This is a genomic window from Paenibacillus sp. sgz302164, assembly GCF_056120505.1.
Map to the genome: position 1 here is coordinate 349,813 of NZ_JBVYOL010000006.1, position 24,880 is coordinate 374,692.

The 24,880-nt window shown below is 56.4% G+C and carries 16 protein-coding genes and 1 other annotated feature (1 of these 17 cut by a window edge); of the genes, 1 reads left to right on the top strand and 15 read right to left on the bottom strand.

Annotated features, from left to right (window positions below; translation table 11 throughout):
• The first annotated feature begins 77 nt into the window (after positions 1-77).
• Complete coding sequence (locus AC0LWT_RS12865) at positions 78-395, top strand: hypothetical protein (RefSeq protein ID WP_474681645.1); 318 nt, start codon at positions 78-80, stop codon at positions 393-395.
• A gap of 495 nt (positions 396-890) precedes the next feature.
• Here AC0LWT_RS12865 and AC0LWT_RS12870 read toward each other — a convergent pair whose 3' ends face one another.
• From AC0LWT_RS12870 to AC0LWT_RS12940, 15 genes are all read right to left on the bottom strand, one after another.
• Positions 891-3,755: an RCC1 domain-containing protein gene (locus AC0LWT_RS12870; protein ID WP_474681646.1), complete on the bottom strand. Its 2,865-nt coding sequence runs from the start codon at positions 3,753-3,755 to the stop codon at positions 891-893.
• Positions 3,756-3,781: 26 nt separating this feature from the next.
• On the bottom strand, positions 3,782-6,934 hold the full coding sequence (locus AC0LWT_RS12875) for an efflux RND transporter permease subunit (RefSeq protein ID WP_474681647.1): 3,153 nt from the start codon (positions 6,932-6,934) through the stop codon (positions 3,782-3,784).
• On the bottom strand, positions 6,931-8,910 hold the full coding sequence (locus tag AC0LWT_RS12880; protein ID WP_474681648.1) for an efflux RND transporter periplasmic adaptor subunit: 1,980 nt from the start codon (positions 8,908-8,910) through the stop codon (positions 6,931-6,933). Before AC0LWT_RS12880 ends, AC0LWT_RS12875 begins: the two co-directional genes overlap by 4 nt.
• A 1,252-nt stretch (positions 8,911-10,162) precedes the next feature.
• Complete coding sequence (locus AC0LWT_RS12885) at positions 10,163-10,795, bottom strand: hypothetical protein (RefSeq protein ID WP_474681649.1); 633 nt, start codon at positions 10,793-10,795, stop codon at positions 10,163-10,165.
• A gap of 106 nt (positions 10,796-10,901) precedes the next feature.
• Positions 10,902-12,155 carry an amidohydrolase family protein gene (locus tag AC0LWT_RS12890; RefSeq protein WP_474681650.1) on the bottom strand — a complete coding sequence of 418 codons (1,254 nt, stop codon included), beginning with the start codon at positions 12,153-12,155 and terminating at the stop codon, positions 10,902-10,904.
• Between the two features lie 30 nt (positions 12,156-12,185).
• Complete coding sequence (locus AC0LWT_RS12895; protein ID WP_474681689.1) at positions 12,186-12,989, bottom strand: ABC transporter permease; 804 nt, start codon at positions 12,987-12,989, stop codon at positions 12,186-12,188.
• A 110-nt stretch (positions 12,990-13,099) separates the two neighbouring features.
• Positions 13,100-14,437 (bottom strand): FAD-binding oxidoreductase, encoded by a 1,338-nt coding sequence (locus AC0LWT_RS12900; protein ID WP_474681651.1) that lies wholly within the window; start codon positions 14,435-14,437, stop codon positions 13,100-13,102.
• A 22-nt stretch (positions 14,438-14,459) separates the two neighbouring features.
• Positions 14,460-15,266: an ABC transporter ATP-binding protein gene (locus AC0LWT_RS12905; RefSeq protein ID WP_474681652.1), complete on the bottom strand. Its 807-nt coding sequence runs from the start codon at positions 15,264-15,266 to the stop codon at positions 14,460-14,462.
• 6 nt (positions 15,267-15,272) lie between these two features.
• The gene (locus AC0LWT_RS12910) at positions 15,273-16,094 is read right to left on the bottom strand and encodes a creatininase family protein (protein WP_474681653.1); all 822 of its coding nucleotides are present in this window, start codon (positions 16,092-16,094) and stop codon (positions 15,273-15,275) included.
• A gap of 821 nt (positions 16,095-16,915) precedes the next feature.
• Positions 16,916-17,626 carry an NAD(P)H:quinone oxidoreductase type IV gene (gene wrbA / locus AC0LWT_RS12915; protein WP_474681654.1) on the bottom strand — a complete coding sequence of 237 codons (711 nt, stop codon included), beginning with the start codon at positions 17,624-17,626 and terminating at the stop codon, positions 16,916-16,918.
• A 24-nt stretch (positions 17,627-17,650) separates the two neighbouring features.
• Positions 17,651-19,021, bottom strand: a complete 1,371-nt coding sequence (locus tag AC0LWT_RS12920; protein ID WP_474681655.1) for an amidohydrolase family protein — start codon at positions 19,019-19,021, stop codon at positions 17,651-17,653.
• A gap of 27 nt (positions 19,022-19,048) precedes the next feature.
• On the bottom strand, positions 19,049-20,131 hold the full coding sequence (locus tag AC0LWT_RS12925; RefSeq protein WP_474681656.1) for an ABC transporter substrate-binding protein: 1,083 nt from the start codon (positions 20,129-20,131) through the stop codon (positions 19,049-19,051).
• A 439-nt stretch (positions 20,132-20,570) separates the two neighbouring features.
• Entirely contained in the window at positions 20,571-21,665 is a 1,095-nt protein-coding gene (locus tag AC0LWT_RS12930; protein WP_474681657.1) for an ABC transporter permease, read from the bottom strand.
• Positions 21,662-22,651 carry an ABC transporter ATP-binding protein gene (locus AC0LWT_RS12935; RefSeq protein WP_474681658.1) on the bottom strand — a complete coding sequence of 330 codons (990 nt, stop codon included), beginning with the start codon at positions 22,649-22,651 and terminating at the stop codon, positions 21,662-21,664. Before AC0LWT_RS12935 ends, AC0LWT_RS12930 begins: the two co-directional genes overlap by 4 nt.
• Positions 22,652-22,842: 191 nt before the next feature.
• Positions 22,843-24,798, bottom strand: a complete 1,956-nt coding sequence (locus AC0LWT_RS12940; RefSeq protein WP_474681659.1) for an arginine--tRNA ligase — start codon at positions 24,796-24,798, stop codon at positions 22,843-22,845.
• A gap of 50 nt (positions 24,799-24,848) precedes the next feature.
• Positions 24,849-24,880: a binding site (T-box leader), on the bottom strand (it continues 205 nt past the right edge of the window).

Consider the following 24,880-nt stretch of genomic DNA (forward strand, 5'->3'; position numbering starts at 1 on the left):
CGCGTTAATCGTATTACCGCTCACGGTGATGGTTTTCATTCTTCGCGGTGCCGAGGAGCACGACAAAGGGGGCTAACGTGCAGAAAAACTTGCAAAAATCAGGGGGCACAACCGCTCTTCCCCAACCCAAGGCTCTCCTGTACGGGTTGCTGCGTAGAAGTGGTAGGGACAAGGGGCTTGGCAGGGGAAAACCTGCGAAAGTGCAGGCTTTTTTCATGAAAGTACCTCATTTTGGCGAAAAGCCTGCGATTGTGCAGGAATTTTCGATGAAAATGGATCTGAGCCCCTGTTCGCGGCGAAAAGCCTGTACATTTGCAGGAATTTGTCGTGGACAGCGTATCACCGCGCAAAAAACTGTACTTTTGCAGGCTTTTCTCCGCATGGTCAAGCTGTAGCCACCTCTGGCGCACGAGATCCGGACTTTCGCAGGTTTTCTTCGCGCGACCAGGCAGAAAACCTGCGAAAGTGCAGGCTTTTTTCATGAAAGTACCTCATTATGGCGAAAAGCCTGCGATTGTGCAGGAATTTTCGATGAGAATGAATCTGAGCCCCTGTTCGCGGCGAAAAGCCTGTACATTTGCAGGAATTTGTCATGGACAGCGTATCACCGCGCAAAAAACTGCACTTTTGCAGGCTTTTCTCCGCATGGTCAAGCTGTAGCCGCCTCTGGCGTAAGAGATCCGGGCTTTCGCTGGTTTTCTTTGCGCAACCAGGCAAATTGCGCGACCGGCTCAGCCGTGCGGGTTTCTGGGCAAGGTTTGCGCCCTCCCAAAGCCGTTCAAGAACGGCTGCACCGTTTTAAGGGAGCCTCTCTCTCCCAGGGCCCCTATATCAAGCAAAAAAACCATGATTCGGCGGTTGGAACCGGCCGATTCATGGCTTTTTCATATTCAATTCGCCGCCGCTTCAGCCTGCTTGATCGCAGCAGCGTCCGTCGGAAGCGTCGTTCCCTGCTTGACTGCCTGGATGCGCTCCAGCACGATCACGGCTTGCGCCCGCGTCGTCGCGGCATCAGGAGCGAGGTCCCCGTTGTCAAGCCCTTGCAGAATGCCCGTTTGCACGGCCTTGAGCATCGCTTCTTTGCTCTGCAGGCCCGTGTTCGGCTTTTGCCATTCCGCTACGATGGCACGGTCGGCAAGCGTTGCGATTTCCCGGCGGGTAATCGGCTGGTCCCAGCCGGCTTGCAAATCGCCGCCCTGGAGCAGGCCGGATTTTTGCGCCGCATCGACATAAGGCTGATACCAGGCCGAACCTGCGGCGGCGTTCGCCGCCGTCACTTGCAGCGCCCCCGCCTCAAGCTTGAGAAACTCCGCTCTCGTGACGGTGCGGTCAGGCCCGAAGCTGCCGTCGGCGTAACCGTCGACGTAGCCTTTTGCGGCCGCGGCCAAAATTTCTTTTTCCGCCCAATGGCCGGCGATATCGTTAAATGTTGCGGACGTCAGGCCTGTAACGACATTCGGCGCGCTGCGATTCGTCCGCGTGCCGTCGCCCAACTGACCGGAATAATTGCCGCCCCAGGTCCAGACGGACCCGTCTTTCAGCAGCGCCGCGCTGTGGCCGCCGCCGCCCGCAATCGCGGAAGCTGCGGCAATTCCTTTGGCCTGCACGGGTTCGCTGCGGTTGCTTGTCGTGCCGTCGCCCAGCTGGCCGAAGCTGTTTTGGCCCCAGGACCAGACGCTGCCGTCCTGGTTGATCGCCAGGCTGTGGTACGCGCCGGCCGCAATGGCTATCGCATGGTTCAGCTTCGCAACCTGAACCGGCTTATTTTGATTGGTCGAACCGCCGTCGCCCAATTGGCCGAAAGCATCGTAGCCCCATGCCCATACGGTGCCGTCGTTTTTCAGCGCGAGCGCGTGGTTTTTGCCTACCGCTATCGCGACGACGCCGGTGACGCCGGTAATTTGCACCGGCTGCTGCTTGCCGACGAACGTTCCGTCACCCAGTTGACCGTTCGTGTTGTCTCCCCAGCTCCAAATCGTACCGCTGTTTTGGAGCGCCAGGTTGAAGTTCGCGCCCGCGGCGATGGCAACGATATCGGTCAGCGAAGAGACTGCGGCCGGCGCGGCGGACGCATCATGCCCAAGCTGGCCGTACGTATTGTCGCCGAAGCTCCATACCGTCCCGTTGCCGAGCAGAGCAATGGAGTGATTGCTTCCCGCCGCCGCCGCAACGACCCCGCTCAGGGAGCTAACCTGCGCCGGCGCGTTCCGGTTCGCCGTTGTCCCGTCGCCCAACTGGCCGAAATAATTTTGCCCCCAGCTCCACAGCGTCCCGTCCGCCTTCACCGCCAGCGTGTGGGAATTGCCGGCCGAGACGGAAACGGCATCCTGCAGCGCGATATGCTGCGCGGATTGCGACGAATCGTTCGTCCCGCTGCCCAACTGGCCGTACGTATTTGTACCCCAGCCGTACAGGCTGTTGTTTTGTATCGCGAACGTATCGCTGTCGCCGGCGGCCAGCAGAGACGACCGCGGCTTATGAATGAGCACCGGGCCTTCTCCGGGCTTGGCGATGACCGGGTTTAACGCTTCGGCCAAGTTCGTAGCGATCGGAGATGGCTGATTATTGTTCGTTCCGTCGCCCAGTTGGCCGTAGCTGTTGTTCCCCCAAGCCATCACTTTGTTGTCTTTGCTTATGGCAAAAGTGAAATTCGGCCCTACGCCGATCCGCGCGATATCGGAAATCCCGTTCACGGGATTAGGCAAAGTGCGGTCCCAGGTCTTTCCGTCGGCGTCGGTTCCCGTGCCAAGCTGGCCGGCGCTGTTGTCTCCCCAAGTATACATGGTGCCGTCTTTGGTCAGCGCCGCGGCAAAAGAAGTGCCTGCCAAAATTTGCGTGACATCCTGGATGCCGTTGACCAGCACCGGAATTTTGTGCTCGTCATAATTGATGGAGTTGCCGTGGGAATACACGACCGCATTCGTTTTTTTGCTCATCAGCCCCCAGGTCAGCAACGTCCCGTCGTCCTTAACCGCCAGGGAAAAATCGAGACCTGCGGCGATTTGCGTAATTTTCCAGGATTGGCTTGTCGCCATGATCGGGGTGCTGAGGTGGTTCTGGTCGTAACCGTAACCGAGTTCCCCGAAATAATTGTCTCCCCAACCCCACACGACGCCGTCGCCGTCGATAGCCAGGTTGTGATAGGCTCCGCTCGCGATCGACTTGATACCCGTCATATTGCCTTGAATGTGTACGGGCTTATTTTTGGAATCGGTCGTCGAATCGCCCAACTGGCCGTACGTATTGTCGCCCCACGTCCACACCGTGCCATCGTCCTGCAGCGCGACGGAATGAAAGTTGCCCGCCGAAATCGCGGTAATATGCTGTAGTCCGGCAATTTGCACCGGCGTGTTCTGGTCTACATTCGTGCCGTTGCCGAGCTGGCCGTACGTATTTTGACCCCACGCCCACACCGTGCCGTCTTTTTTCAACGCCAACGTATGCGACTGTCCGGCTGCGATCGCCGTGACGTCCGTCAAGCCGTTCACGGGAGCCGGATTTTTACGGCCTTCCAGACCGCCGCCAAGCTTCCCGCGCAAGTTGTCACCTAATGTCCACACGGTCCCGTCCTGCTTTAACAGAACCGTAAACCCTTTACCGCCGGCAATTTGCGTGACAACCGCCGGCGCACTGCCGGCTCCGCCTACAGCGGCGGCGGTTTCGTCCGCCGAAACTTTCAGGGGAAAGCCGCCGGCCGCGCTGACCAAAAGCATCAGGCACAGCCACAATGAAATGCTACGTTTTCCTGTTTTCATGGTCCTTCTCCTTAAGCTAATTGTCGTCAAGACGATGCCGGTTCCCCCGAATCGCGCAACTTGGCCGGGGTTCTTTTGAATTTCTTTTTAATGCCTTCCATCCAGCCGTCGAGCAATGTATACATAACCGGAACGAGCACCAAAGTAACAAGCGTCGATAATGTCAATCCGAATGCGACTACGGTCGCCATCGAAGCTTGCGTTTCCGCGCCTTCGCCGAAGCCGATGACCAGCGGCGCCATAGCCAGTACGGTCGTCGCGGTCGTCATCAAAATAGGACGCAGCCTTATTTTGCCCGCTTCAATAAGAGCATCGAACAAAGGCATTCCCTTCTTGCGCAGCTGGTTCGTATAATCGATCAGCACGATCGCGTTGTTGACGACGATACCGATCAGCATGATCATCCCGATAATCGAGTTCATATTGATCGTTCGATGCGTAACGAGCAGTCCCAGTATCGCTCCGACAAACGTCGGCGGCAACGAGAACATGATGATGAACGGGCCGTACAGCGATTCGAACTGGCTGGCCATAACCATGTAGACGAGCACTACGGACAGGATCAATACGAGATACAAGCTTTTAAACGATGAAGCCTGGCTCGTCTGCTGGCCGCCCATTTTCACCTGATAGCCGTCCGGAGGCTGAATCGCGTCGATTTTAGCCTGCACTTTCGCAGAGACATCCCCGACCGAAGCGCCGAAGACGGAAGCCTGAATCGTCGCGACCCGGTTTTGATCCTGACGGCGAATTTGCGCAGGCCCTGTGCCCGGCTCTACCTTGGCGATCTGGCTTACGGGAATGATAGCGCCGGAAGACGTAGTGATGGTAATATTGTTGAAATTTTCCAATTTATTCGTAAAATCGTTCGGATACTTCACCAAAACCGAAATCTGCGAGCTGGCTGTCTTGAACTGCGTCGCCACGCTGCCTTGATAAGCCGTGCGCAGAGCCGTCATAACGCTTTGCAAGGAAACCCCGTAATGTGCCGCGGCATCGCGGTCAACCGTCAGATTGAACTGCGGAATGGAGCGGTCCAGCGTATTTTGTACGTTCCGCGTGCCGTCCACGGAGCTGATTTCCTCCACGACGAGATCGCCCAGCTTTTGCAAAATGGCGAGGTCCGGCCCCGAGAGGTTCACCTGGATATCTCCGCCGCCAAAGTTGCCGCCGCCTCCCAGTCCGGGAAGACGCACTCCGGAAGGAACGCTGACGTTAATTTGCGCGCCCGCGAAACCTGTAGTCAGCCCGCGGATTTGCTCCGCTACCTGGTCGGTGCTTTTTTTTCGCTCGCTGAGCGGCTTCAGCGCAATTTGGATGCTCGCCGAGTTCGTCGCCGACGACTGGAATGCGCCGCCGCCCGACGAACCGACCGAAGTAAACACCGAATCGATCTCGGGAACGGACTTGAGCCGGTCCTCCAGCGTTGCCGCAACTTTGTTCGTCACATCAAAAGCCGTGCCCTGCGGCATGTTCACATTCAGGTTAACTTGTCCCTGATCCGTCTTCGGCGTCAGCTCGCTGCCTACGAACCGGGTTGCATACACGCTGCCGCCGAACAGTACGACGGTGACGAGAATAATGATCCAGCGGTGCAGCATCGACCAGCGCAGCAGCCGGCTGTAGCCGCTGGTCAAACGGTTCACAAAACGCCCGAACCAAACCATCGGGTTCGCCGATCTGCCTTCGGGAAGCTCCTCGTCCACTTTGCCGCGCAAAAATTTGGCCGCTAGCATCGGAACGAGCGTAACGGCGGCAAACCATGCCGCAATGTGGGAGAAACAAACTGTCAGCGCCATCGGCCAGAAAAATTGCTTGACCAGCCCGTCGATAAACGCCGTCGGCAGGAATACGGCAATTTGCGCCAGCGCCGAAGCCATTACGGCGGTGCCCACTTCGGCGGTGCCCACTTTGGCCGCTTCCTCCGGCGACAAGCCTTCGTGCCTTTTGCGGAAAATGCTTTCCAGCACGACGACGGCAAAGTCGACCAGGGAGCCGAGCCCCAAGGCGAGACCTCCCAAAGTGATCGTATTGATCGTCTGATGTCCGAAATACATCATCGAGAACGTACTGATAATCGAAATCGGGATAACCATTCCGATAATCAGGGTCGCTCTGATGCTGCGCAAAAATAAAAGCAAAATAATGACCGAGAAAACGCCGCCCATGAGCGTATGCTCCACAACCGTGTTGAGCGATTGCCGGATAAATTTCGACTGATCGCTCAGCACCGCGATTTTCACGCCGTCGGGAAGCTTGGATTGAATATCTTTCAGCGATTTCTGAATGTTGTCCGATACCGAAACCGTATTGCCGTCCGATTGCTTCAAAACTGACAGGCTGACGCTCGCTTGTCCGTCTTTTCTCGCTTCCAGCGTAACGTCCTGGTACGTATCGATAATTTGTCCAAGCTCGCTGAGCGCAATCGTCTGCCCTTTGCCGAGCTGCACCTGGACTTTGCCGATATCGGCAACCGATTTAAAATCCCCGTCAATGTGCAGAGGAACCAGTTGCTGGCCTTTGTTCACAAGACCGGCGTCCGTCGAGGAGTTGTCGCTGCCGAGCGCCGATGTTAACGTGCTGAACGAAATGTTGTACTGCTGCAGCCGGCTCGGATCGACCAATATTTGAATCTGTCTGACCCGGCCCCCGGACACGCCGACGGAAGCGACGCCGTCTGCGCGCTGGACGTCCGGGCTGACGATATTGTCGGCCAAGTCGCGGAGGGTGATCAGATCCTTGTCGCCGTATAGCGCCAGCGTCATGATCGGCGAGCTGTTCGGATCGACCCGCGAGACGACGGGCGCATCGGCGTCGGACGGCAGTGACCTTCGCACCCTGTCCAGCTTGTCGCGCATCGTTAACGTCGCTTGGTCGATATTCGTGCCGTAGTTGAATTCCAGCGTTACGTTGGCCGAACCGGTACGCGAGTTTGAGGTGATGCTGGTGACCCCGGTTACGGTCGCCATCGCATTTTCGATAGGCTTCGTAATTTGCTGTTCAACCTGTCCCGGGGATGCGCCGCTCCAGGAAACGGAAACCGTTGCGGAAGGAATTTCCAAATTCGGATACAGATCCACTGGCAAAAGCGGAATCGCAATCCCTCCGACAATGACGAGCGCAATCATGATCATGAAAATCGAGACGGGACGATGTACGGAGAAATTAGCTAACTTCACTGTCCCGCCCCCGCTTTCTGAGCTCCTGTATCCGCTCCGCCCGGCTTAGGACTGGCGTCGGCCGAGCCGCTTCCACCTTCTTTGGCGCCGGACTTGCTTTCGCCTTGCGTCCCTTGGCCTTGGCTTTGACCTTGACCTTGACCTTGGCCGCGCTGACCTTGACCTTGGCCTCTATTTCCTTGACCGCCTTGACCCTGGCCGCCTTGGCCTTGACCGCCCTGCCCTTTGCCTCCGGCTGCCCCGCCGCCTTGGCCTTGTGCGCCTTGGCCCACCTGCACCGGAACGTTGTCGGACAGCAGCTCCTGGCCTTTTACGACAAGCTCGTCTCCTACGTTCAGTCCGCTTGTGATTTCAAAGGAAGAGCTGGTCATCACGCCGACTTTGACAAGCACTTTTTTCGCCTTGCCGTCTTTGACGATAAACACCGCGTTGCCGCTGGATTGGCTGAGAACCGCATCGGCCGGCACGACGATCGACTTCTTGCCTTCGCTTTTCAGAGAGGATTCGGCGAACATGCCCGGCAGCAGTTCGTGGTTATCGTCTTTCACCTTGATATCGACAAGGTACGTTTTGGTCGTCGCATCCATCGCAGGATGAATGACCATCACTTCGCCGTCAAAATTTTTGTTCAGCGTCGGCACTTTAACCGCCATCGACAGACCCGGCTTGAATTTGCCGATTGACGCTTCGGACACATTCACTGTAGCGATGACCGGATCGGTTGCGGCGATCGAAAGAACCGCGGACTGCCCGGCGTTTTGGCCGACAGGCGTCAGGATGGACGTGACGACGCCTTCCACCGGACTCGTCAGCACGCCGTCCTGAAGCTGCTCGCTGATCACTTTAATTTTCGTTTGCCCCTGCTCAAGCTGTGATGCACTGACTTTCAGCCCGTCCGTAGATCCCGCCGTCTGAACGCTTTGCTTCGATTGATCCAGAGAAGCTTCCGCACTGTTCAGCGCCGTCTGCTGGCCCGACTGGCTCTGAGCGAGCTGCTGCCTGCTCAGGTCGATCTGGGCGGAAGCCGCCGCCTGCGCGGATGCCAGCTTCACCAGCGTGGAATTCAGCGATTCCTGCGCGACCTGTACGGCCTGCGAGCTTTGCGCCGAAAGAAGCGCGTTCTGCAAGCTTGTCAGCGACTGCTGCGCGCTTTGCGTGTCTTTGTACTGCGCCTGCTGCGCTTGCTGCAGCTGGAGCTGCGCGCTTTGCAGCTTGGCCAGCGCCGAAGAAGCATCGCCTCCGCCCGACGCGGCGTTGTTATAAGCTACGACCGCCTGCTGCACGGCAAGCGTGTAGGTGTCGATATTGTTGTTTTGCGTCGTCAATAAGCTGTCCAGCTGCGAATTGAGATTCGTCTGCGCGACCGTGACCGCTGTATTCGCATCGGCCTGGGCTTTGCTGAAGCTCGCCTGGGCTCCGGCTACGTCCTGCTTCGCGCTCTCCACCGTATTTTGCTGCGCGGCTATCGCGTTGTTCAATTGAATTTGAGCCAGAGCTACCGCGTTTTTCTGGTCGCTAACCGTTTTGTCGTAAGCGGCCTGCTGCACGGCAAGCGCTTTTTGCGCCGTTGCCACCGAGTTGGCCTGATCGCTGACGGCCTTATTGTACTGGGCTTGCGTCACCGCGTAATCGGTCTGGGATTGTTCCAGCGACTGACGCAAAGTGGATGTGTCGATTTCCGCCAAAGCCTGGCCCACCTGGACATGATCCCCGACATTCACCTTCATCGAGGTCACCCGTCCGCTTATTTTGGAAGAAAGGTTCGTCGTAAATGCGGGTGTGACAGAGCCTGTAAATACTTGTCCTCCGCCAATGTCGGAAAGTTGGACCGATTGTGTTTCCACGGTCATCTGGCGGGTACCCGAGCGATTGTTTGCCCCTGTTTTTGCAGTATCGGCCGCAGTGCTGCAGCCGGCCACAGTGACGGTTATCGCAGTGATAACTGCGATGAAAGAAATACTTTTGAGCGTCCTCATGAAATCGAAACCTCCGTCTACATCTTTTAAATAAAATGGGCAAACACTTTTACTCTCAAAATAGCGCACATTTATGATAGAACTGTGATGCAACTATGAATTAATTGTAAAATCATACGACTGGCCGCTTTACGAGTGAAAAAGGAGGAAGCTTTTTGCCCGATCGGGGGCTGGAGGGGCGACTCATCGTCGTGGAGCGAGGCATTGGAAACTCGCCGGTGGTTCGACGGACCACAGTCATGCGACGGCAAACCATGCGCGGGGAGCTGTGCGCGGTGCAAAACCCGCTGGTGACAGGGTCACCACGCCGACGCGCACGTGATCGACGACCGCCGTCTTGCAGCGCAACACCGCGTGTTGGGGGGCTGTGCGCGATGCGAAAACCCGCTAGAGCTGGTGTCACCATGCCGACGTGCATATGATCGACCCACTACCGTCTAGCGACGGTACACCACGCGTTGGGGCTGTGCGCGACAGAAAGCCTCCAAACATTCAGCTTTAAGCACCGTAACTCCCACAATTGTGCAATCCCCCCAGAAACCCACACACCAGAGCGGCAGCATAATCTGCCTAGGTGTCTGGCGGGCGGAGGCTGCTTACCGCTAACACTGCACTGCATTGCATTGCATCCGTCATTTTGCATACACATACCTTCTAATGCGTTCACCCGCCAGGCTCCCAGCTGAGTGAAGAAATCAGAATGTTGATAAAGTAACCGGTTAGAGGAACCATAAGGACGCGGCAGCTTTTCACCAACCCACGCCTCTCCTGCATAGGTTGTGGTGCTGAAGTGGGGGCATAGCATGGCTTGGCAGGGGAAAACCTGCGAAAGTGCAGGCTTTTTCCGTAAAAATGATTCATTTTGGCGAAAAGCCTGCAATTGTGCAGGAATTTTCGGCTAAAATGAGTCAGAGCCTATGTTCGCGGCGGAAAGTCTGCACTTTTGCAGGAATTTTTCGTTGCCAGCGTTTCAATGAGCAAAAAGCTGCACTTTTGCAGGTTTTCTCCGCACAAACAAGCAGATTGAGCAGCAGGCTCTGGCGTGCGAGTATCAGGGCAGCCTGACAATCGCACGTTCTCCCTAAAACAGGCCCGGTTCCGCTGAAAAAGCCTCCCACTTTTGTGCACTTTTGTGTGCTTTTGCAGGCTTTCTTTGCACGGCCCGGAAGCCGAACATCATCGTCCGCCAAAACAACCCAAAAAGGACGTTTCTTCGTAGAAGAAATGCGTCCTTTTTCCGTCAATAATGAAATTATTTGCCCAAATTGTTTTCCTCGTAAAGCTTGTCCATCGCCTGTATAATCGGCTCCGCCGGATCGCGGTTCAGCAAATACAGCGTCAGCAAATATTGCAGCGGCAGCGCGCAGGTGTTGTTCCCTTCCTCCACGGCGACGAACCCGGTTTCAAGAACGGGGCCGTGCTCCGGATGGAGCTCAAGATCGACGTACACTTTTTGGTCGGCAAACTCCTCGCGAACGGCTTTCGCGCAATAAGGCACGATATGCTGATCAAACAAAGCTTTCGCCTCGTCTTCCGTTTGCGGCGGCGCCGGCAGCGGATGGCTTTCCGGACTGCGCAGCAATTCGACAAAAAACGAAGTCAGCCAAAGTACGGCGTTCGGATTGTTCTGGAAATTTCTCATCACTTCATTGAGGAAAAAACCGCAGGTGCACGATTTTCCGTCTTTGCTAAGCGTATATGCCAGCATAGGGCCGTAGGCGGGATTGTTGCCGATCTGGCCTTCCACTTCGTATTCCTGGAAATAATCCGCCAATACTTTTTGGATGTGCTGGAACCAGATCATAATGATCTGCGCCTGCTCCTGTTCCGGATCAAGCTGTTCTTGCTCATTGTCCGTTTGGGTTTCGATATCTTTTTCGGTCATTGCAATTGTAGCCTCCTGCATATTCATAATTGGCACAAATACTTCTTTTACATTGTACCTCAATTATGCGCTTGCAGAAAGCATTCCTTTTTATGCATCCGAACCCTCAGCCAAACGGCTCGTACAAAGTGTTCCGTGCAGGCAGCGTTTCCGATACGATCCGCCCCTTGCTGACCACATACCGGCACACCGGCAGCCTCCGCAAAAGATCCGCCGCGTCATCCGCCGGAAGCAGAACGAAGTCCGCCGGACGGCCTTCCTCGAGCCCGTAGCCGTCCAATTGCAAAGCTTGCGCCGGGCGGTGCGTCACCATGCGCACAAGCTCGGCCAGTTCCTCGCGGCCGGTCATGTGCGCAAGATGGGCCGCCATGTGCGCGGCCTGCAGCATGTTCCCGCTGCCGAGCGGATAAAACGGCGTGCGGATGTCGTCATGCGCGATGCTGACGTTCACGCCGGCCTGCAGCATCTCTTTGATTCGCGCGATGCCGCGCCCTTTGGGGAAGCGGTCGAACCGTCCCTGCATCGCGCTGTTGATCAGCGGGCAGCAGACGACGTTGATCCCGGAGCGCGCCAGCAGGCCGAGCAGCTTTTGAAAATAAGCCTCTCCATAGTAGGCCGAGGCGTTGGCATGGCTTGCCGTCACGCGGCCGCGAAGCCCCGTGCGGAGGGCCATATGTGCGACCGCCTCCAGGAAGGTCGACTGGCCGTCGTCGATTTCGTCGCAGAACACATGGACGAAACGGCCGTACTGCTGCGCGAGGCGAAAGCAGATGTCCAGCGAAGCCAGCCCTTCCTCGCGCGTAGGCTCCAGGTGCGGGATCGCCCCCGCTCCGTCGGCGCCGAGCGCAAGCGCCTCCTCCAGGCGGCGCTCATTGTCCTGGCAGGCGCGAAGGCCGTCCTGCGGGAAGGCGATTACCTGCAGATTCACCCAAGGCTTCACGCGGTCCCGCAGCTCCAGCAGCGCACGCAGCGCGACGAGCCCCGGGTCCGATATGTCGGCTTGCGTCCGCACATGGAGAATGCCGTGAGCCATCTGCAGGCGAAGCACCTCCTCCGCCCGCCGCAGCACATCCTCGCGGGTCAGCGATTGCTTGCGCTTCTGCCAGAGGCCGATGCCTTCGAACAGCGTGCCGCTCTCGTTCCAGGCCGGCTCTCCCGCAGTCAGCACCGTGTCCAGGTGAATGTGCGACTCTACAAAAGGAGGAAGCGCCAAAAGCCCACTCCCGTCAATTTCACGCCGGCCGCTTTGCAGCGGAATCGCGCCGATGGCTGCGAGTTTCCCGCCGCTCACGCCCAGATCGACCGATCGCACGTCTGCCGGTCCGGTCAGCCGGACATTTCGAAATACAAGATCATACACCTTCGATCATCCTCTCCCGCTGTTGTCCCGTCAACCTTCGCGGCTCATTTCCGATTCGTGCCAGGAGCTGAGCATCCATTTGGAGAAGGCGTTCACCAATAGGAAAAACAAGATGCCGAGCAGCGAGGCGGACAGCCCGCAGGCGAACAAATACGGCGTTTTCAGGCGGGCCGCCGCGTAAGTGATCGCATAGCCGAGACCGCCCTTGCCGCCTCCGATCCCGGCGATGTATTCGCCTACGATCGCGCCGATAACGGACAGCGTGCAGGAAATTTTCAAACCGGCGACCACGTAAGGCAGCGCTGCCGGGATGCGGAGCCTCCACATCGTTTGAAAAGCGTTCGCATTGTACAGATAGAACAGGTTGCTCATATTGTGGTCCGTGGAGTTCAACCCGATCAGCGTATTCGACAGCATCGGGAAAAATCCGATCAAAAACGCGATAATGACAATCGAATTCATCCCGGCGTCGAACCAGATCACGATCAGCGGAGCGATCGCCACAATAGGAATGGTTTGTAAAATAATCGCATAAGGATACACGCTCTTTTCGATCAGCTTGTTGCTCGCCAGCAAAATCGCGCCGGAGACGCCCAGAACGATGCTCAGCAAAAATCCGAGCACGGCCTCGACCGTCGTCGTCGAAACGGAAACCCAAAGCTCGCTCTTGTTCTCAACGGCCGCTTTGACGATATCCGACGGCTTCGGCACCAGGTAAGCCGGAACGTTAAACCACAAGCATATAAGCTCCCATCCGCCGATAAACACGATGAAAGCGACCAGGGGCGGCAGCAGACGCTTCATGATGGCGGAAAAAGGGTGCCCCAGCGCCATCCCGTCCTCCAGCCTATATGTCCAAGCCGCCCGCTCCCGCGACGGATAAATTTCGTCCGGCAAAATCTGCGAATACACATGATCCACGGCCATAACCATTCTCCTTTCATTTATGATTCGTAAACGATTTTGCCCGGATTCAACAGCCCCTGCGGATCGTTAAGCCGTTTTCTGCGCCCCATGCTTCCGACTTCGCCGCGCCCGCCCTGATCCAGCACCCACGTATGGGGATCGAAAATTTTCACGCCGACCGATTCGAAAAAGCGGATGATCTCGTACAGCCGTTCCTCGCTTTCAAAGCGGACGATCGGCAGACAAGACGGTGTAAGAGCGCCGCCGCTGCGAATCCATTCGAAGTGCAGCAGCACTTCATCGCCGAACTGCGCTTTGATCTCGCGAATTTGTTCGGTATAGCGAGTCGGCGAAAATCCGGCCTGCAAATAAGTGAGCGCCGGGTCCGTTTTGATCGCCCAAAGCGTCGTGTGATTCCATGTAAAATCCGATACCCCGATTCCTTTGCGGTATTTATCGGATTCAATGACATGCCCGATGGCCCCTCCGAAGCTGTGCGCCAGCGTCTCGGCTTGGGTCAGCATGCCTTCGGCAATTTCCAGCATGACCGCCGCCGCGCCGGGCTCAATCACTTTGGCAAAAGGGACGAAATAGGACGGAATCGGCCATTCCATCGGGCTGATCAGCCGCTTGCGGATCGATTCGTCCAGCGCCAAAGCTTCTCCGAACTTTACCGATTGCTCGAACGAAGCGAATTGCGCGATCGCCTGCACCCATTCGGTGCGGGGAGCGAGCGGAATCGTCACCTCGGTCATAATTCCGGTCGTGCCATAGCTGTGAATGTAATCGTAAAGTTCCGCGCCTTGGATCGCTAACCGCCGCGGCGTTTCTTCCATCGTATAAATGACCGCTTCCAGCACGTTGCCGTCCCACAGGTTTCCGTACGTGATCGAGCCGATGCCTCCTGAACCGCCGCTGACAAAACCGCCGACCGTCGCCTTCACGAAGGTGCTCGGATAAATGCGGATTTCCTGTCCACGTTCGCGGGCGGCCTTGTCAACCGCGCCGAGCCGGACTCCGCATTGCACGCGGGCAAAGCCGTCGCCGATTTCGACAATTTGATCCATGCGGCTGACATCGAGCACAATCCCTTTTTTCAGCGGGACGGCCTGGCCGTAATTGCCTGTGCCGGCCCCCCGGACCGTTACGGGAATTTGATGGCGGTAGCCGAATGCGAGAGCGGCGGCAACCTCCTCTTCGCTGCGCGGGAGCACGACCGCCTCGGCGGCCTCGATTCCTTTTAACCTGCTGTCCAGCACCGGCGAGTACCAGTAGTAGTCCTTGGAAAGCTTGGTCCGGGTATCCGCATCCAGCGCAACGATGTCTTCGCCAAGCCTGGCGATCATTTCCTGATTCCACTTGAGTTCCGTCGCCATAATTCTCCTCACTCCCTCCGATTTAATGATGCAGGGCGCCTGACACCTCGCGGACAAGGTCGCCGAAATGTGCCGCCGTGCGGTAGCTTTCATCCCGCGGAAACGGCACCGGAATATCGATTTGCGCGGCGATTTTGCCGGGACGGGGCGTCATGACGATGACGCTGGTGGACAAAAACACCGATTCAAACACGTTATGCGTCACGAAAAGAACCGTCATCGACTTGTTTTGCTGCCAAATGTTGAGCAGCTCGGCCTGCAGCGTTTGCCGCGTAATTTCGTCCAAAGCGCCGAACGGCTCATCCATCAGCAGCAGCTTCGGCCTGGACACGAGCGCCCTGGCAATCGAAACGCGCATCTTCATGCCGCCGGACAATTGTCTGGGCAGCACTTTCATATAATCTTTCAGACCGACGAGCTCAAGCACGCGCTGGGCTTCTTCCTTTTGCGTCTTTTTATCGATGCCGCGCAGTTCCAGCGGCAGTCTCACGTTAGCCTCGACCGTTGACCAGGGCAGCAGCGTATGATCCTGAAACACAAAAGCGATGTCGCTGTGCTTGCGGGCTTCCTTCGGGCTCATGCCGAACACCTGGAGGCTGCCGCTTGTCGGAGCGCCGAGACCGGTGATCATTTTGAAAATCGTCGATTTTCCGCAGCCCGAAGGCCCGACAAAACAAAGAAATTCGCCTTCCCGTATCGTCAGGTTGACATCCTGCAAAGCGATGGTGCCGTTCGGGTATATTTTGGATAAATTTTTCATATGGACAAAACTTTGATCGGACAGGCCGTCCGGATTGGATACTCCCGCCGGTGCGGATTCAAGACGCATTCGGATTCATCTCCCGTCATTTATCGGAATTTTCAAAGAACTCATCTCAAAGTTCGATATGTCCAGCAGCGCTTCCGCGATTAGCGCGCCGTATTTCCGCACCATCGCTTCCCCTTTCTCAACCGTAGCCAGGGCCGCATCGCCGGAAACGCCCGTATGGGACAAATCGTCCATCACCCAGGCAAAAGCCCGGCTCCGCAGCTGCAAATAGCGCGAATCGGGGTAATTCGGAAATTCGGTCGGCGCAAGCTCCATATGCACCCAATGCGGTCTGGCGGACAGGACGACCGATGTCTCCATGTCTCCGGCATGAATGCCGTACTGCTTTTCCTGCGGCGTTATCCATTCGTCCGCCCCGCCCAATCCGCCCGGGTCCAGCCGGAATACGGCGAGCCCGGTTTCGATGCGGATTTCTCTGGCCATCATATTTAAAAGGTCCGTGTTGCCGCCGTGCGAATTCACGATCACCAGCTTCCGGAACCCGCTTGTGCGGATGCTTTTGGCGATGTCCATTACGACAGCCATCAACGTAGTCGCCGACAGCGATATCGTTCCCGCATGGCCGAGATGCTCCGTGCTTTTGCCATATGGAATGGCGGGCAGCAGCCATATATTCGCGTCATCCGGCAGCTGGTCGAAAGCTGCGGTCAGGAACGTTTCCGCTATGAGCGTATCCGTAAACACCGGCATGTGCGGGCCATGCTGCTCGACAGCACCGACAGGCAGCACAAGCAAAGTCGTGTCCTTCGGCAATTGAGCCGCTTCAAGCTTGCTTAAACGAGGGAAGAAGCACCGATCCCAGGCTTTTCCTGCGTATCGTCCATTCATTTCATCAAGCACCTCCTTGATCTTCCATACATTTCCATTCGTTTCTATGCACCCAAGTAACCCCATTTACTTCCATCTACTTCTATACACTTCTATGAACCCCATGAGCTTCCACTTACTTCCATCTACTTCTTTGCACTCCCATGAGCTTCCACTTGCTACTATTCGCTTCTATGCCACCACGGAATCCCCTTTACTTCCGTCCTCTGCTATGCGCCTCCATCCGCTTCCACGTGACGTGCCTCCTAACGCCTCCAAAAATCCCAAATAACAACAAGTTGTCGAAAAAATCCGGAGGTCCTGCAGGCGATTGGCTGATTACCCGAGAAAGTCGTAGTTAGGGAAGGCTTTGACTTGGGGCGCAGCCGTTCGTGAAGCGGCTGGGCAGCCAGCAAAACCTGCAAATGTACAGGCTTTTTCAGTCAAAGCAGCCCATATTAGCAAAAAGCCTGCAAATGTACAGGAATTTCCGATGAAAACGGGCCTGAACCCGCAAGTTTGATGAAAAACCTGCACTTCTGCAGGAATTTTTGCTGCCAGCGTTTCAACGAGCAAAAAAGATGCACTTTTGCAGGTTTTCCCTGGGTTCCCCAGGCTTCTCAGAGCTTCTCCGGCTTTTTTTCAGACTTTCTCAGACTTTCTCAGCCTTCTCAGGCTTTCCCGAACTTCCCCAGGTTTCTCGGCTTTTTCGGCTTTTTCGGCTTTTTCGGCCTTCCCAGGCCTTCTCAGGTTTCTCAGGCTTTCTCAGCGCTTCAAGTAAATGCGCTCGCTATCGCCTTACGCGCGAGTTTCTGGGCAGCCTGCTAACAAGCTGCATTCCGTTAAAATCGCCCGGCGTCCGCACGTTTTAATGCGGATGCCACCTTGGCGACCCGCTCGCCGAGCCGGGCGGCCATCACAAGCTCGCGCGGGTCCGGCGACAGCGAGCTGTCCGGTCCCGCCAGCGTCGAGGCGCCGTACGGCGAGCAGCCGATCGCGTCCGCCGTCAAATATTCCGGATTTGCCGTATACGGCAATCCTACAAAAATCATCCCGAAGTGGAACAAAGGAACCATCGAGGTCAAAATGGTCGCTTCATGCCCCGTATGAATGGAAGCTGTGCTGTTAAAAATGCCCGTCGGCTTGCCCTCCAGCGATCCGTCGGCGCAAAGCTCCCCGGCAAGCTCAAGGAACAGCTTCACCTGCGACGGCATCGTCCCGTAGTACGTCGGGAAGCCCCATAAAATCCCGTCCGCCCAGCGCAAATCCCCGTTCGTCGCGACAGGAATCCCGCTTTGCCGCTCAAGGGCGGCGGTATATTTGTCATAGCGGTCCTGCAGGCGAAATTTCCCGGCAACGGCGGATTCGGGCGCAGCCGGTTCATCCTGCTTGCGATCGTCCCGGATCACCCGGTTTTCGGCGGAAGCCATCTCCGGAATCCGCACGATGCGCACTTCATTCGCGCCCGACCGGGCGGCGCCTTCCCCGGCGGCCTGCGCCATTTCGTAAACGTGCCCGAAGGCGCTGTAATACACGATCAGTATGTTAGCCATCGCATCGCCCGAGCCTCCTTCCGCTCATACCAGCTCGCGCCCCCGAAAAGAGACCGCTTCGGCGGCGGCTTCCCAATAGCCGGTCAGCTGCGGATCGTGCCACCCTGCTTTGGCTGCGGGCACGCGTACCCATCGCCCTTGGCTGTACACCCATCTTCGTTCGGGCAGCAGGGTGAACAACTCCTCCGGAGATTCGCCGTCCGCAATAACGAAATTCGCCCTGCGGCCGGCTTTGAGGCCGTAATCCGCAAGTCCGAGCACAGCCGCCGGAACGTCGGTAATCATCCTTAGCAATGTGCGAAGATCGGCCGGACGGCCCATGTGGGCAGCGTAGGAGCCGACAAGCGCAATTTGCACCAGATCGCCGCGTCCGAAAGGATGGAACGGATCATGAATGTTGTCGGAAGCTACCGCAATCGGGATGCCCGCTTCCCATATTTGCCGCAATCGGGTTACGCCCCTCCGAACCGGGAACCGGTCCCGCCGTCCTTGCAAATACAAATTCACAGCCGGCAAAGACACTGCTTTCAAACCGCTGTCCGCCATTTGCGCGATCAATCGGGCCGCGTCCTCTTCCGTCATGGAAGCCAGCGCGCATAAATGATCGACGGTTACGCGCCCCGCAAATCCGTATTCTTTCGTCCGCTGCGCAATGTGCCCGACCGTGCGGACCGCCGGATCGTCCGTCTCGTCCGCATGCAGATCGATCGGGAGATCGTGTTTTTCCGCGAGCCTGAAAATCCGGTCAATGTCCGCTTGCGGCGTCTGAGACAGATGAGGCGCTCCGCCGATTCCGTCTACGCCCATGCGGATCGCTTCTTCCACAGCCTCGTCGTCCGCAGCGTCCATGTAGTAAGGGCACATCGGAAACAGCTGCAGGCTAATGTAGGGAGCCAGCATCCGCTTCGCTTCCAGCGCCGCCTCTACGGTGCGCAGCGCAACTTCCCGCGAATGCTTCAGATTAAAATCGAGATGCGTACGGATATGCGTCGTACCGAAAGACAAAGCCTGCATCGCCGAGCGGACGATTCTCGACTTGATTTCATCCTTCGTAAAATAAGGGGCGGCCGCTGAGTAATTGCCGACCGCTTCTTCCAGCGTGCCGCTGATGTTGCCGACGGCCGTCAAAGAGAACGATTTATCGAGATGCATATGGGAGTCGACGAGTCCCGGAAGCAGCATTTTTCCTTCGGCATCCAAAATCGCGACAGCCGCAGCAGGCGCCGTCTGCGGGTGCCATTTTTCAAGCGGTATCGAGTCGGGCCGCTGCACACGGGCCTGCTGCGCCTGAATCTGCGTCCACACACCGTCGCGAACCGACAGCTGATACAAACAACTTTCATCCACCGTCGGCAAGCGAACGTTCCACAAATCCACATTCATCCACGAAGCCAATACCTCCACCTCCCGTTTGCTCGCCCGTTACTTTTTAGGCAAAAATTGCGTCGTGAACACTTTATCCGTATCTTCCGCCGTTTTAAGCACGCCTGCGTCGACAAGCTGTTTTTGCGCTTCGGCCCAGCGCTCCTTGGTCATGATGCCGACGCCTTTCGTCGCAGCGTCTCCGGTGAAAGCAAAATCTTTTTGCTTTTCGGCGCTGTATTTCATCATGTCCAGGCCCATGTCCGGATTTTTTTCTTTAATGGCCGGGTTGATTTCATCGGAATGATCTTTGTAGTACTCCCAGCCCTTGACAGTCGCTTCAACGAACGCCTTCACTTGATCCGGATGCTCTTTTATCATTTTTTCCGTCGTAAAATACGTATTGGCATAAATGCCGTAGCCGGAATCCGCAATCAGCTTCGTTTCGAAATCGACCTTTTGCTGATCCAGAGTGAACGGCTCCGATGTGATGTAGCCTTGCGTCACCGCATTTTTATCGTTAATAAAGTTGACCAGTTGGCCGGTATATTTCATCTCCTGCGCCTGATCCAATTTGTATTTTTGCTTAATGTACTGCCAGTAGCTTGCCGATGAGGCGACGTACACCTTATGGCCGTTCAAATCGCCAAAATCTTTAATGCCCGAGCCTTTGTGATAAATAAGGACTTGCGGGCTTTTTTGAAACGCCGTGGCGATCGCGACGATCGGAATTCCTTCCTGTCTGGCCACGAGAATGTCGTCGCCGTTGGACAGCCCGAATTGCGCTTTGCCGGAAGCGACGATTTGCGTGGACGATACTTGCGGACCTCCGGGGGTCAGGGTCATGTCGAGCCCGGCATCCTTGTAAAAGCCTTTTGCGAGCGCGGCAAAGTTGCCTCCGTGTTCCGGTTCTGCGAACCAGTTCAGGACGAGCGTCGCGGGAACAAGCTCTTTGGCGGCTGCCGGCGTCGGGGCGGAAGCGGAAGCTGCTGGCGTACCGGCCGCCGGTGTCGGTGAAGCTGCTGGCGCTGTCGATGACGTATTCCCGCAAGCGGCTAATACGCTCGTCGCGGAAAGGAGACAAAACGAGACAACTGCAAGGCGTTTGGACGAAATTTTGTCAGCACGGTTCAATACTTTCATACTCAACTTCCCCTCCGATTAGTTAGGCTCTGTGTAAATTCATTTAAAATATATGATCGATGTCATATACAAGTCAATAAACCTCACATTTATTTGGTTGATTTCACAATGTTTTTGATTGAATTTTGTGAAAACTCCATCAAAAGAAAAGACGCCTGCCTTCACTGTCTTGACTGAGTGCAGCATTAAGCCAATGGGAACGATAGTAAGGCCATCCTTTATGGGATGGCCTCTCTATAAAGCGAATCGAAAGAGGCACCCGATCGGGTGCCCCTTTCAAACGATTATGCACTTGAACAAAGCCCTAATCTAAAGATTCTACCCACGTGTCGACTGAAACCACCTCGGCCTGATGAGGGAACACCTTCTCGATGAGAACAAGGTGAACCTCAGGATCCGCATTGATACAGGCGTCGGACAGCACCTTAAGGGCATACCCCTAGTCCCACCTAAAAGTAAAGCTAGCGACTATGAACGCGACGACGACCCATGCACCGAGCAGAAGCACATTTCCCCACAGGCCGCCGATTCCGGTGCCGACGTTCATAACTTCACGAAGCGAGTCCGACAGGTGTGTAATCGGCAGCGCCTTGACGAACGGCTGAAGGAACGAAGGCATGTTCTTCACTGGGAAAAATACGTTCCCAAGGAACATAAGCGGGAACGAAATGAGCCCAGCGATCGGCCCGGCGCTCTCCGGCGTTTTTGCCAGACCGGCGATGATGAAGCCAATCGACATGAAGACGAGCGTCCCCAGAATGACGAACAGCAGCAGAAGCGGCCAAGACCCCATAACCTTGACTCCAAACACAAGCCGGGCGATCAGCAGCACGATTACCGCCTGCGTTCCGTTGAGCAGCAAGCGGGCCGTAATTTGCGCGGCAATGAACGTGCGCGCCTTGAGCGTCGTGCTTTGCATACGGCGGAGGACGCCGCGCTCGCGCCAGGAGGAGATTTGTCCGGCTACGCCGTTCAGGTTGCTGGACATAATCATCATGGCGACGATACCCGGCACGAGGAAATCGATGTACCGCAGGCCAAGCGATTGAAGCGGCTGGGCGTCGACCGTAACGGCCGGAACATAACTAACGATCGACTTGCTGATGCCGTCGACGACCCCGTTCACGAAGGCGAGTCCGAGCTGGGAGACGGCCATATTTTTTTCGTCGTAATAGACCTTAAGCTTAGCCGGGTTTCCACCGCCCGCCTGCAGCTGGCCGGCATATCCTTTAGGAACAACGACGACCAACTGCTCGTCGCCCCGCTTCAGCGCATCCAGCGCTTCTTGCTCCGATGACGCCGCATCGAGATTCAACGTCTTCTGAGCGCGAAACGCTTCGACAACCTTCTTCGAAGCCAGGCTGTTGTCTTGATCGATGACGACGCCGTTCAGATTGCCGGAATTTCCATTTCCGAGAAAGGAGCCGAGAGCAACCATCAGGAGGATAGGAAATAAAAGGGAAAAGAACAGCACCTGCCGGTTTCTCGAAAAAAGGCGAAGCTGCGCCTGCGTTAGCTTCAAATAGGCTTTCATTGTTCCCTCAAGCCCCTTCCCGTCATATGGATGAACACATCTTCAAGCGTGGCGGTGCGGGTGCTCAGCTCTGTCAGCCTTAGCCCCTCGGCGTCGGCTTGTTGGATCAGGTCGATAAGCGACGCTTGAAGCTTGTCGGTGTAAAGGACGAACATGTTTTTACGCTCCTCCATACTGGAGATATGCTCCACAGAGGAAAGAAACGATTTCAACCGGGCCTGCTCGTCCGGGCTACGCTCATCCCAATCCGGGACGCGGAATTCGATAGCGTTCTCGGAGGACAGGCTGCGAATGAGATTTTGCGGCGTATCGAGGGCGATAATTTGTCCGCGGTCCATGAGACAGATACGATCACAAAGGATATACGCTTCATCCATGTAATGCGTAGACAAGATAATCGTTTTTCCTTCCTTTTTTAGCCGCAGAATGATATCCCACAGAGTCCTTCGCGCTTGGGGATCGAGGCCGGTCGTTGGCTCGTCCAGAAACAGCACGAGCGGATCGTTCACGATGGCGAGCGCGATGGCGAGACGCTGCTTTTGGCCGCCGGACAAACCTTTGACCCGTGCGTTCAGTTTATCCCGGAGAATCATGCTGTCAAGGAGAGGCTCGACGGGAACCGAGCTTTCGTAAAAGCTTGCGTACATCTCGGTAATTTCTTTCACCGTCAGCAGATCGAACAGTGAAGTCGATTGAAGCTGTACGCCGATCACCGCTTTCACTTTATTGAGCTGCTTAATCGTGTCGAATCCGGCCACCTTGGCGGAGCCTCCGTCGGGCCTGCGCAAGCCCTCGATCATTTCCATCGTTGTCGTTTTGCCCGCTCCGTTCGGTCCGAGCAGGCCAAATACTTCGCCCTGCCTCACCTCGAAGCTGACACCGTTCACAGCCGTAAAATCGCCGTACCGCTTTACTAACCCCTCAACCGTGATGATGGGCTTCGCGGTAGCTGGAGGTACCGACTCGTACTCTATACGGGTTTCCATTGTGGGTCCCTGCCTTTTTGAATTTAGTTACTATCTCCAGCATATCAATACCTTCCCGCCACAGCAAGTGAAGGGCGACGTTGGCCGGCATTTTGCCACGCCGGCGCGGTCGTCATAGCTTGGTGGATTAAGCTACTTGAATCAAAATCAGTTGTAAATTAAGATCAAATTATGAGTATGTCAATTCCGTGTCACATTTGCCCGGGAGTCGGCAAGCCAAGCACGCGGAGCGCTTCCTCAAGCGCCTCCATATATGTTTTTGTGATCCACAGGCGGTGGGAAACAACTTCCTCCGGGCCTTTCAGTATCGGGCACGAGCTGTAAAAATGGCTGAACAGCGAAGCCAGCTCAAAGGCATAGGCACAAATTACATTCGGAGCCAACTGCTGTATCGCCGTGTCCAGCGTCTCCGGCCAGTAGGCGATATGCCGCAGCAAGCTGAGCTCCTGCGGCTGCAGCAGCGTCGCGTCCGCAAGGAAAGAAGCTTGCTGCAGCCGCTCTTCTCCGGCTTTTTCCATGATGCGGCTGGCTCTCGCGCAGGCGTACAGCAAATAAACGCCGGAGTTGCCCGTCACCTCGGTGGCCTGCTGCAAATCGAATACGACCTCAGTTGACAGGTTGTATTTGAGCAGGTGGTAGCGGATCGACGCCGCAGCGATTTCCCGGCTCGATATGCCCTCGTTCCGGGAACGCTTGGCATCGATGGCCGCTTCCATGCGACGGAGCAAATCGGCCACTTTGATGCCGATGCCCTGGCGGCCGGACATCGCGTAAGAGCTTTTGCCGTCAGAAACGTCGATCCCCAGACCGGCGGCGGTATCGGGGCTCAGCGAAACGACGCCGTAGCTCACATGCCGCAGCCTGGCGGCCTGCTCCGCGCAGCCGAGCGATTCAAGCGCCAGCTTTACCATCGCTTGAGGATATTCCTGCCGGTGATCGATCACATTGATCACGATGTCGGCTTGGCCGACCGGCCTGCCGCAGCCTTCCGGCGCGGTCGACCAGATGCCGTCGGCAAACGGCTTGTAGACGAAATCTTTGGGCAGCAGCCCGAATTTCCACAAATGGTAGGCGATATCTTTGGCCGTGTACGTTAAAATACCATTTCCCCGAACCAGCACTTTATCGGCTTGAAAATCGGATGCATGCGCCTCGTCCTCCGCTTCCTCCCTATGCTTCAGCACCCAGCAGCCGGCGAGCTTGCCTTCGGTCACTTTGCCGAACGTAGCCGTGCGCTGCAGCATTTCGAACGCCGCCTGCCATAAACCCTCCCGCACGATGCTGCTTTCCCAGACGAGTACGTCGTATTCAATCCCGAACTGCTTCATCTCCTCAAGCTGCTCGCGGACGATGCGCTCCGCCACCAGCGAGCCGATCCACGCCAGGTTGGAGTTCCCCGCTTCCAGTGCATGAAGCACTGTCGAGCGCTTTTCCAGCAAGGCAGGGTTCGCCTTGTACTCCTTATTCACCCAGGCATACGTCTCCCAGCAAAAATCGCCGAAACGGCTGAACGCCCGCTGCGGTTGTTCCGGTTGTACGGATTGTCCGGGCTGTTCCAACTGCACTGACTGTTCTGTTTGCTCCGGTTGTTCCGGTTGTTCCGGCTCCGCATGCAGTATACCCACCACCGTATCCGCCAATTGGTTGCCGAGATCGTCAATATAATTGTGAACCTCCACCTCACAGCCGGTACGCGCGAGCATGCGGGCCAGCGTGTCCCCTATGCAGGAATTTCGCAAATGGCCGATATGAGCCGATTTGTTCGGATTAATCGAAGTGTGCTCGACCAGCACTTTCGTCCGCTTCTGCGGCGCAGCGGGGGCCGTGCGCCAATCTTTTGCCGCCCATGCCTGCCAGTCGACATAAAAATTAAGAAAACCCGGCGGCGCAGCGGCGATTTTCCGGAACAACCCTTCCATGCCGCCCGCCTCCTCCAGCAGCTCCTGCAAGCTTGCGGCAATGAGCATCGGCGGTTGCTTGAGAACTTTGGCCAGCTGCATGGCGATGTTCGAGCTATAGTCCCCGTGATCCGGATGCGGCGGATGCTCGATGACCACTTTAAGCGCATCGGGCCAAATCGTCCCCGAACGTTCCAGCAGCGCGCTTGCCTGCTTTTTAATCTCTTCGGACAACAAAATATGAATCATGCCGATTCCTCCTTCGGTTTGCGCAAAATCAAAAAGCCCCCGTCTCTTAAACAAGAGACGAGAGCTCAACAGTTCCCGCGGT

Excerpts from the sequence above, each read along its gene's own strand:
- AC0LWT_RS12870 (WP_474681646.1), bottom strand. The coding sequence starts at position 3,755 with ATGAAAACAGGAAAACGTAGCATTTCATTGTGGCTGTGCCTGATGCTT.
- AC0LWT_RS12880 (WP_474681648.1), bottom strand. The coding sequence starts at position 8,910 with ATGAGGACGCTCAAAAGTATTTCTTTCATCGCAGTTATCACTGCGATA.
- AC0LWT_RS12885 (WP_474681649.1), bottom strand. The coding sequence starts at position 10,795 with ATGACCGAAAAAGATATCGAAACCCAAACGGACAATGAGCAAGAACAG.
- AC0LWT_RS12895 (WP_474681689.1), bottom strand. The coding sequence starts at position 12,989 with ATGGCGCTGGGGCACCCTTTTTCCGCCATCATGAAGCGTCTGCTGCCG.
- AC0LWT_RS12900 (WP_474681651.1), bottom strand. The coding sequence starts at position 14,437 with ATGGCGACGGAACTCAAGTGGAATCAGGAAATGATCGCCAGGCTTGGC.
- AC0LWT_RS12905 (WP_474681652.1), bottom strand. The coding sequence starts at position 15,266 with ATGCGTCTTGAATCCGCACCGGCGGGAGTATCCAATCCGGACGGCCTG.
- AC0LWT_RS12910 (WP_474681653.1), bottom strand. The coding sequence starts at position 16,094 with ATGAATGGACGATACGCAGGAAAAGCCTGGGATCGGTGCTTCTTCCCT.
- wrbA (WP_474681654.1), bottom strand. The coding sequence starts at position 17,626 with ATGGCTAACATACTGATCGTGTATTACAGCGCCTTCGGGCACGTTTAC.
- AC0LWT_RS12925 (WP_474681656.1), bottom strand. The coding sequence starts at position 20,131 with ATGAAAGTATTGAACCGTGCTGACAAAATTTCGTCCAAACGCCTTGCA.
- AC0LWT_RS12930 (WP_474681657.1), bottom strand. The coding sequence starts at position 21,665 with ATGAAAGCCTATTTGAAGCTAACGCAGGCGCAGCTTCGCCTTTTTTCG.
- AC0LWT_RS12935 (WP_474681658.1), bottom strand. The coding sequence starts at position 22,651 with ATGGAAACCCGTATAGAGTACGAGTCGGTACCTCCAGCTACCGCGAAG.
- AC0LWT_RS12940 (WP_474681659.1), bottom strand. The coding sequence starts at position 24,798 with ATGATTCATATTTTGTTGTCCGAAGAGATTAAAAAGCAGGCAAGCGCG.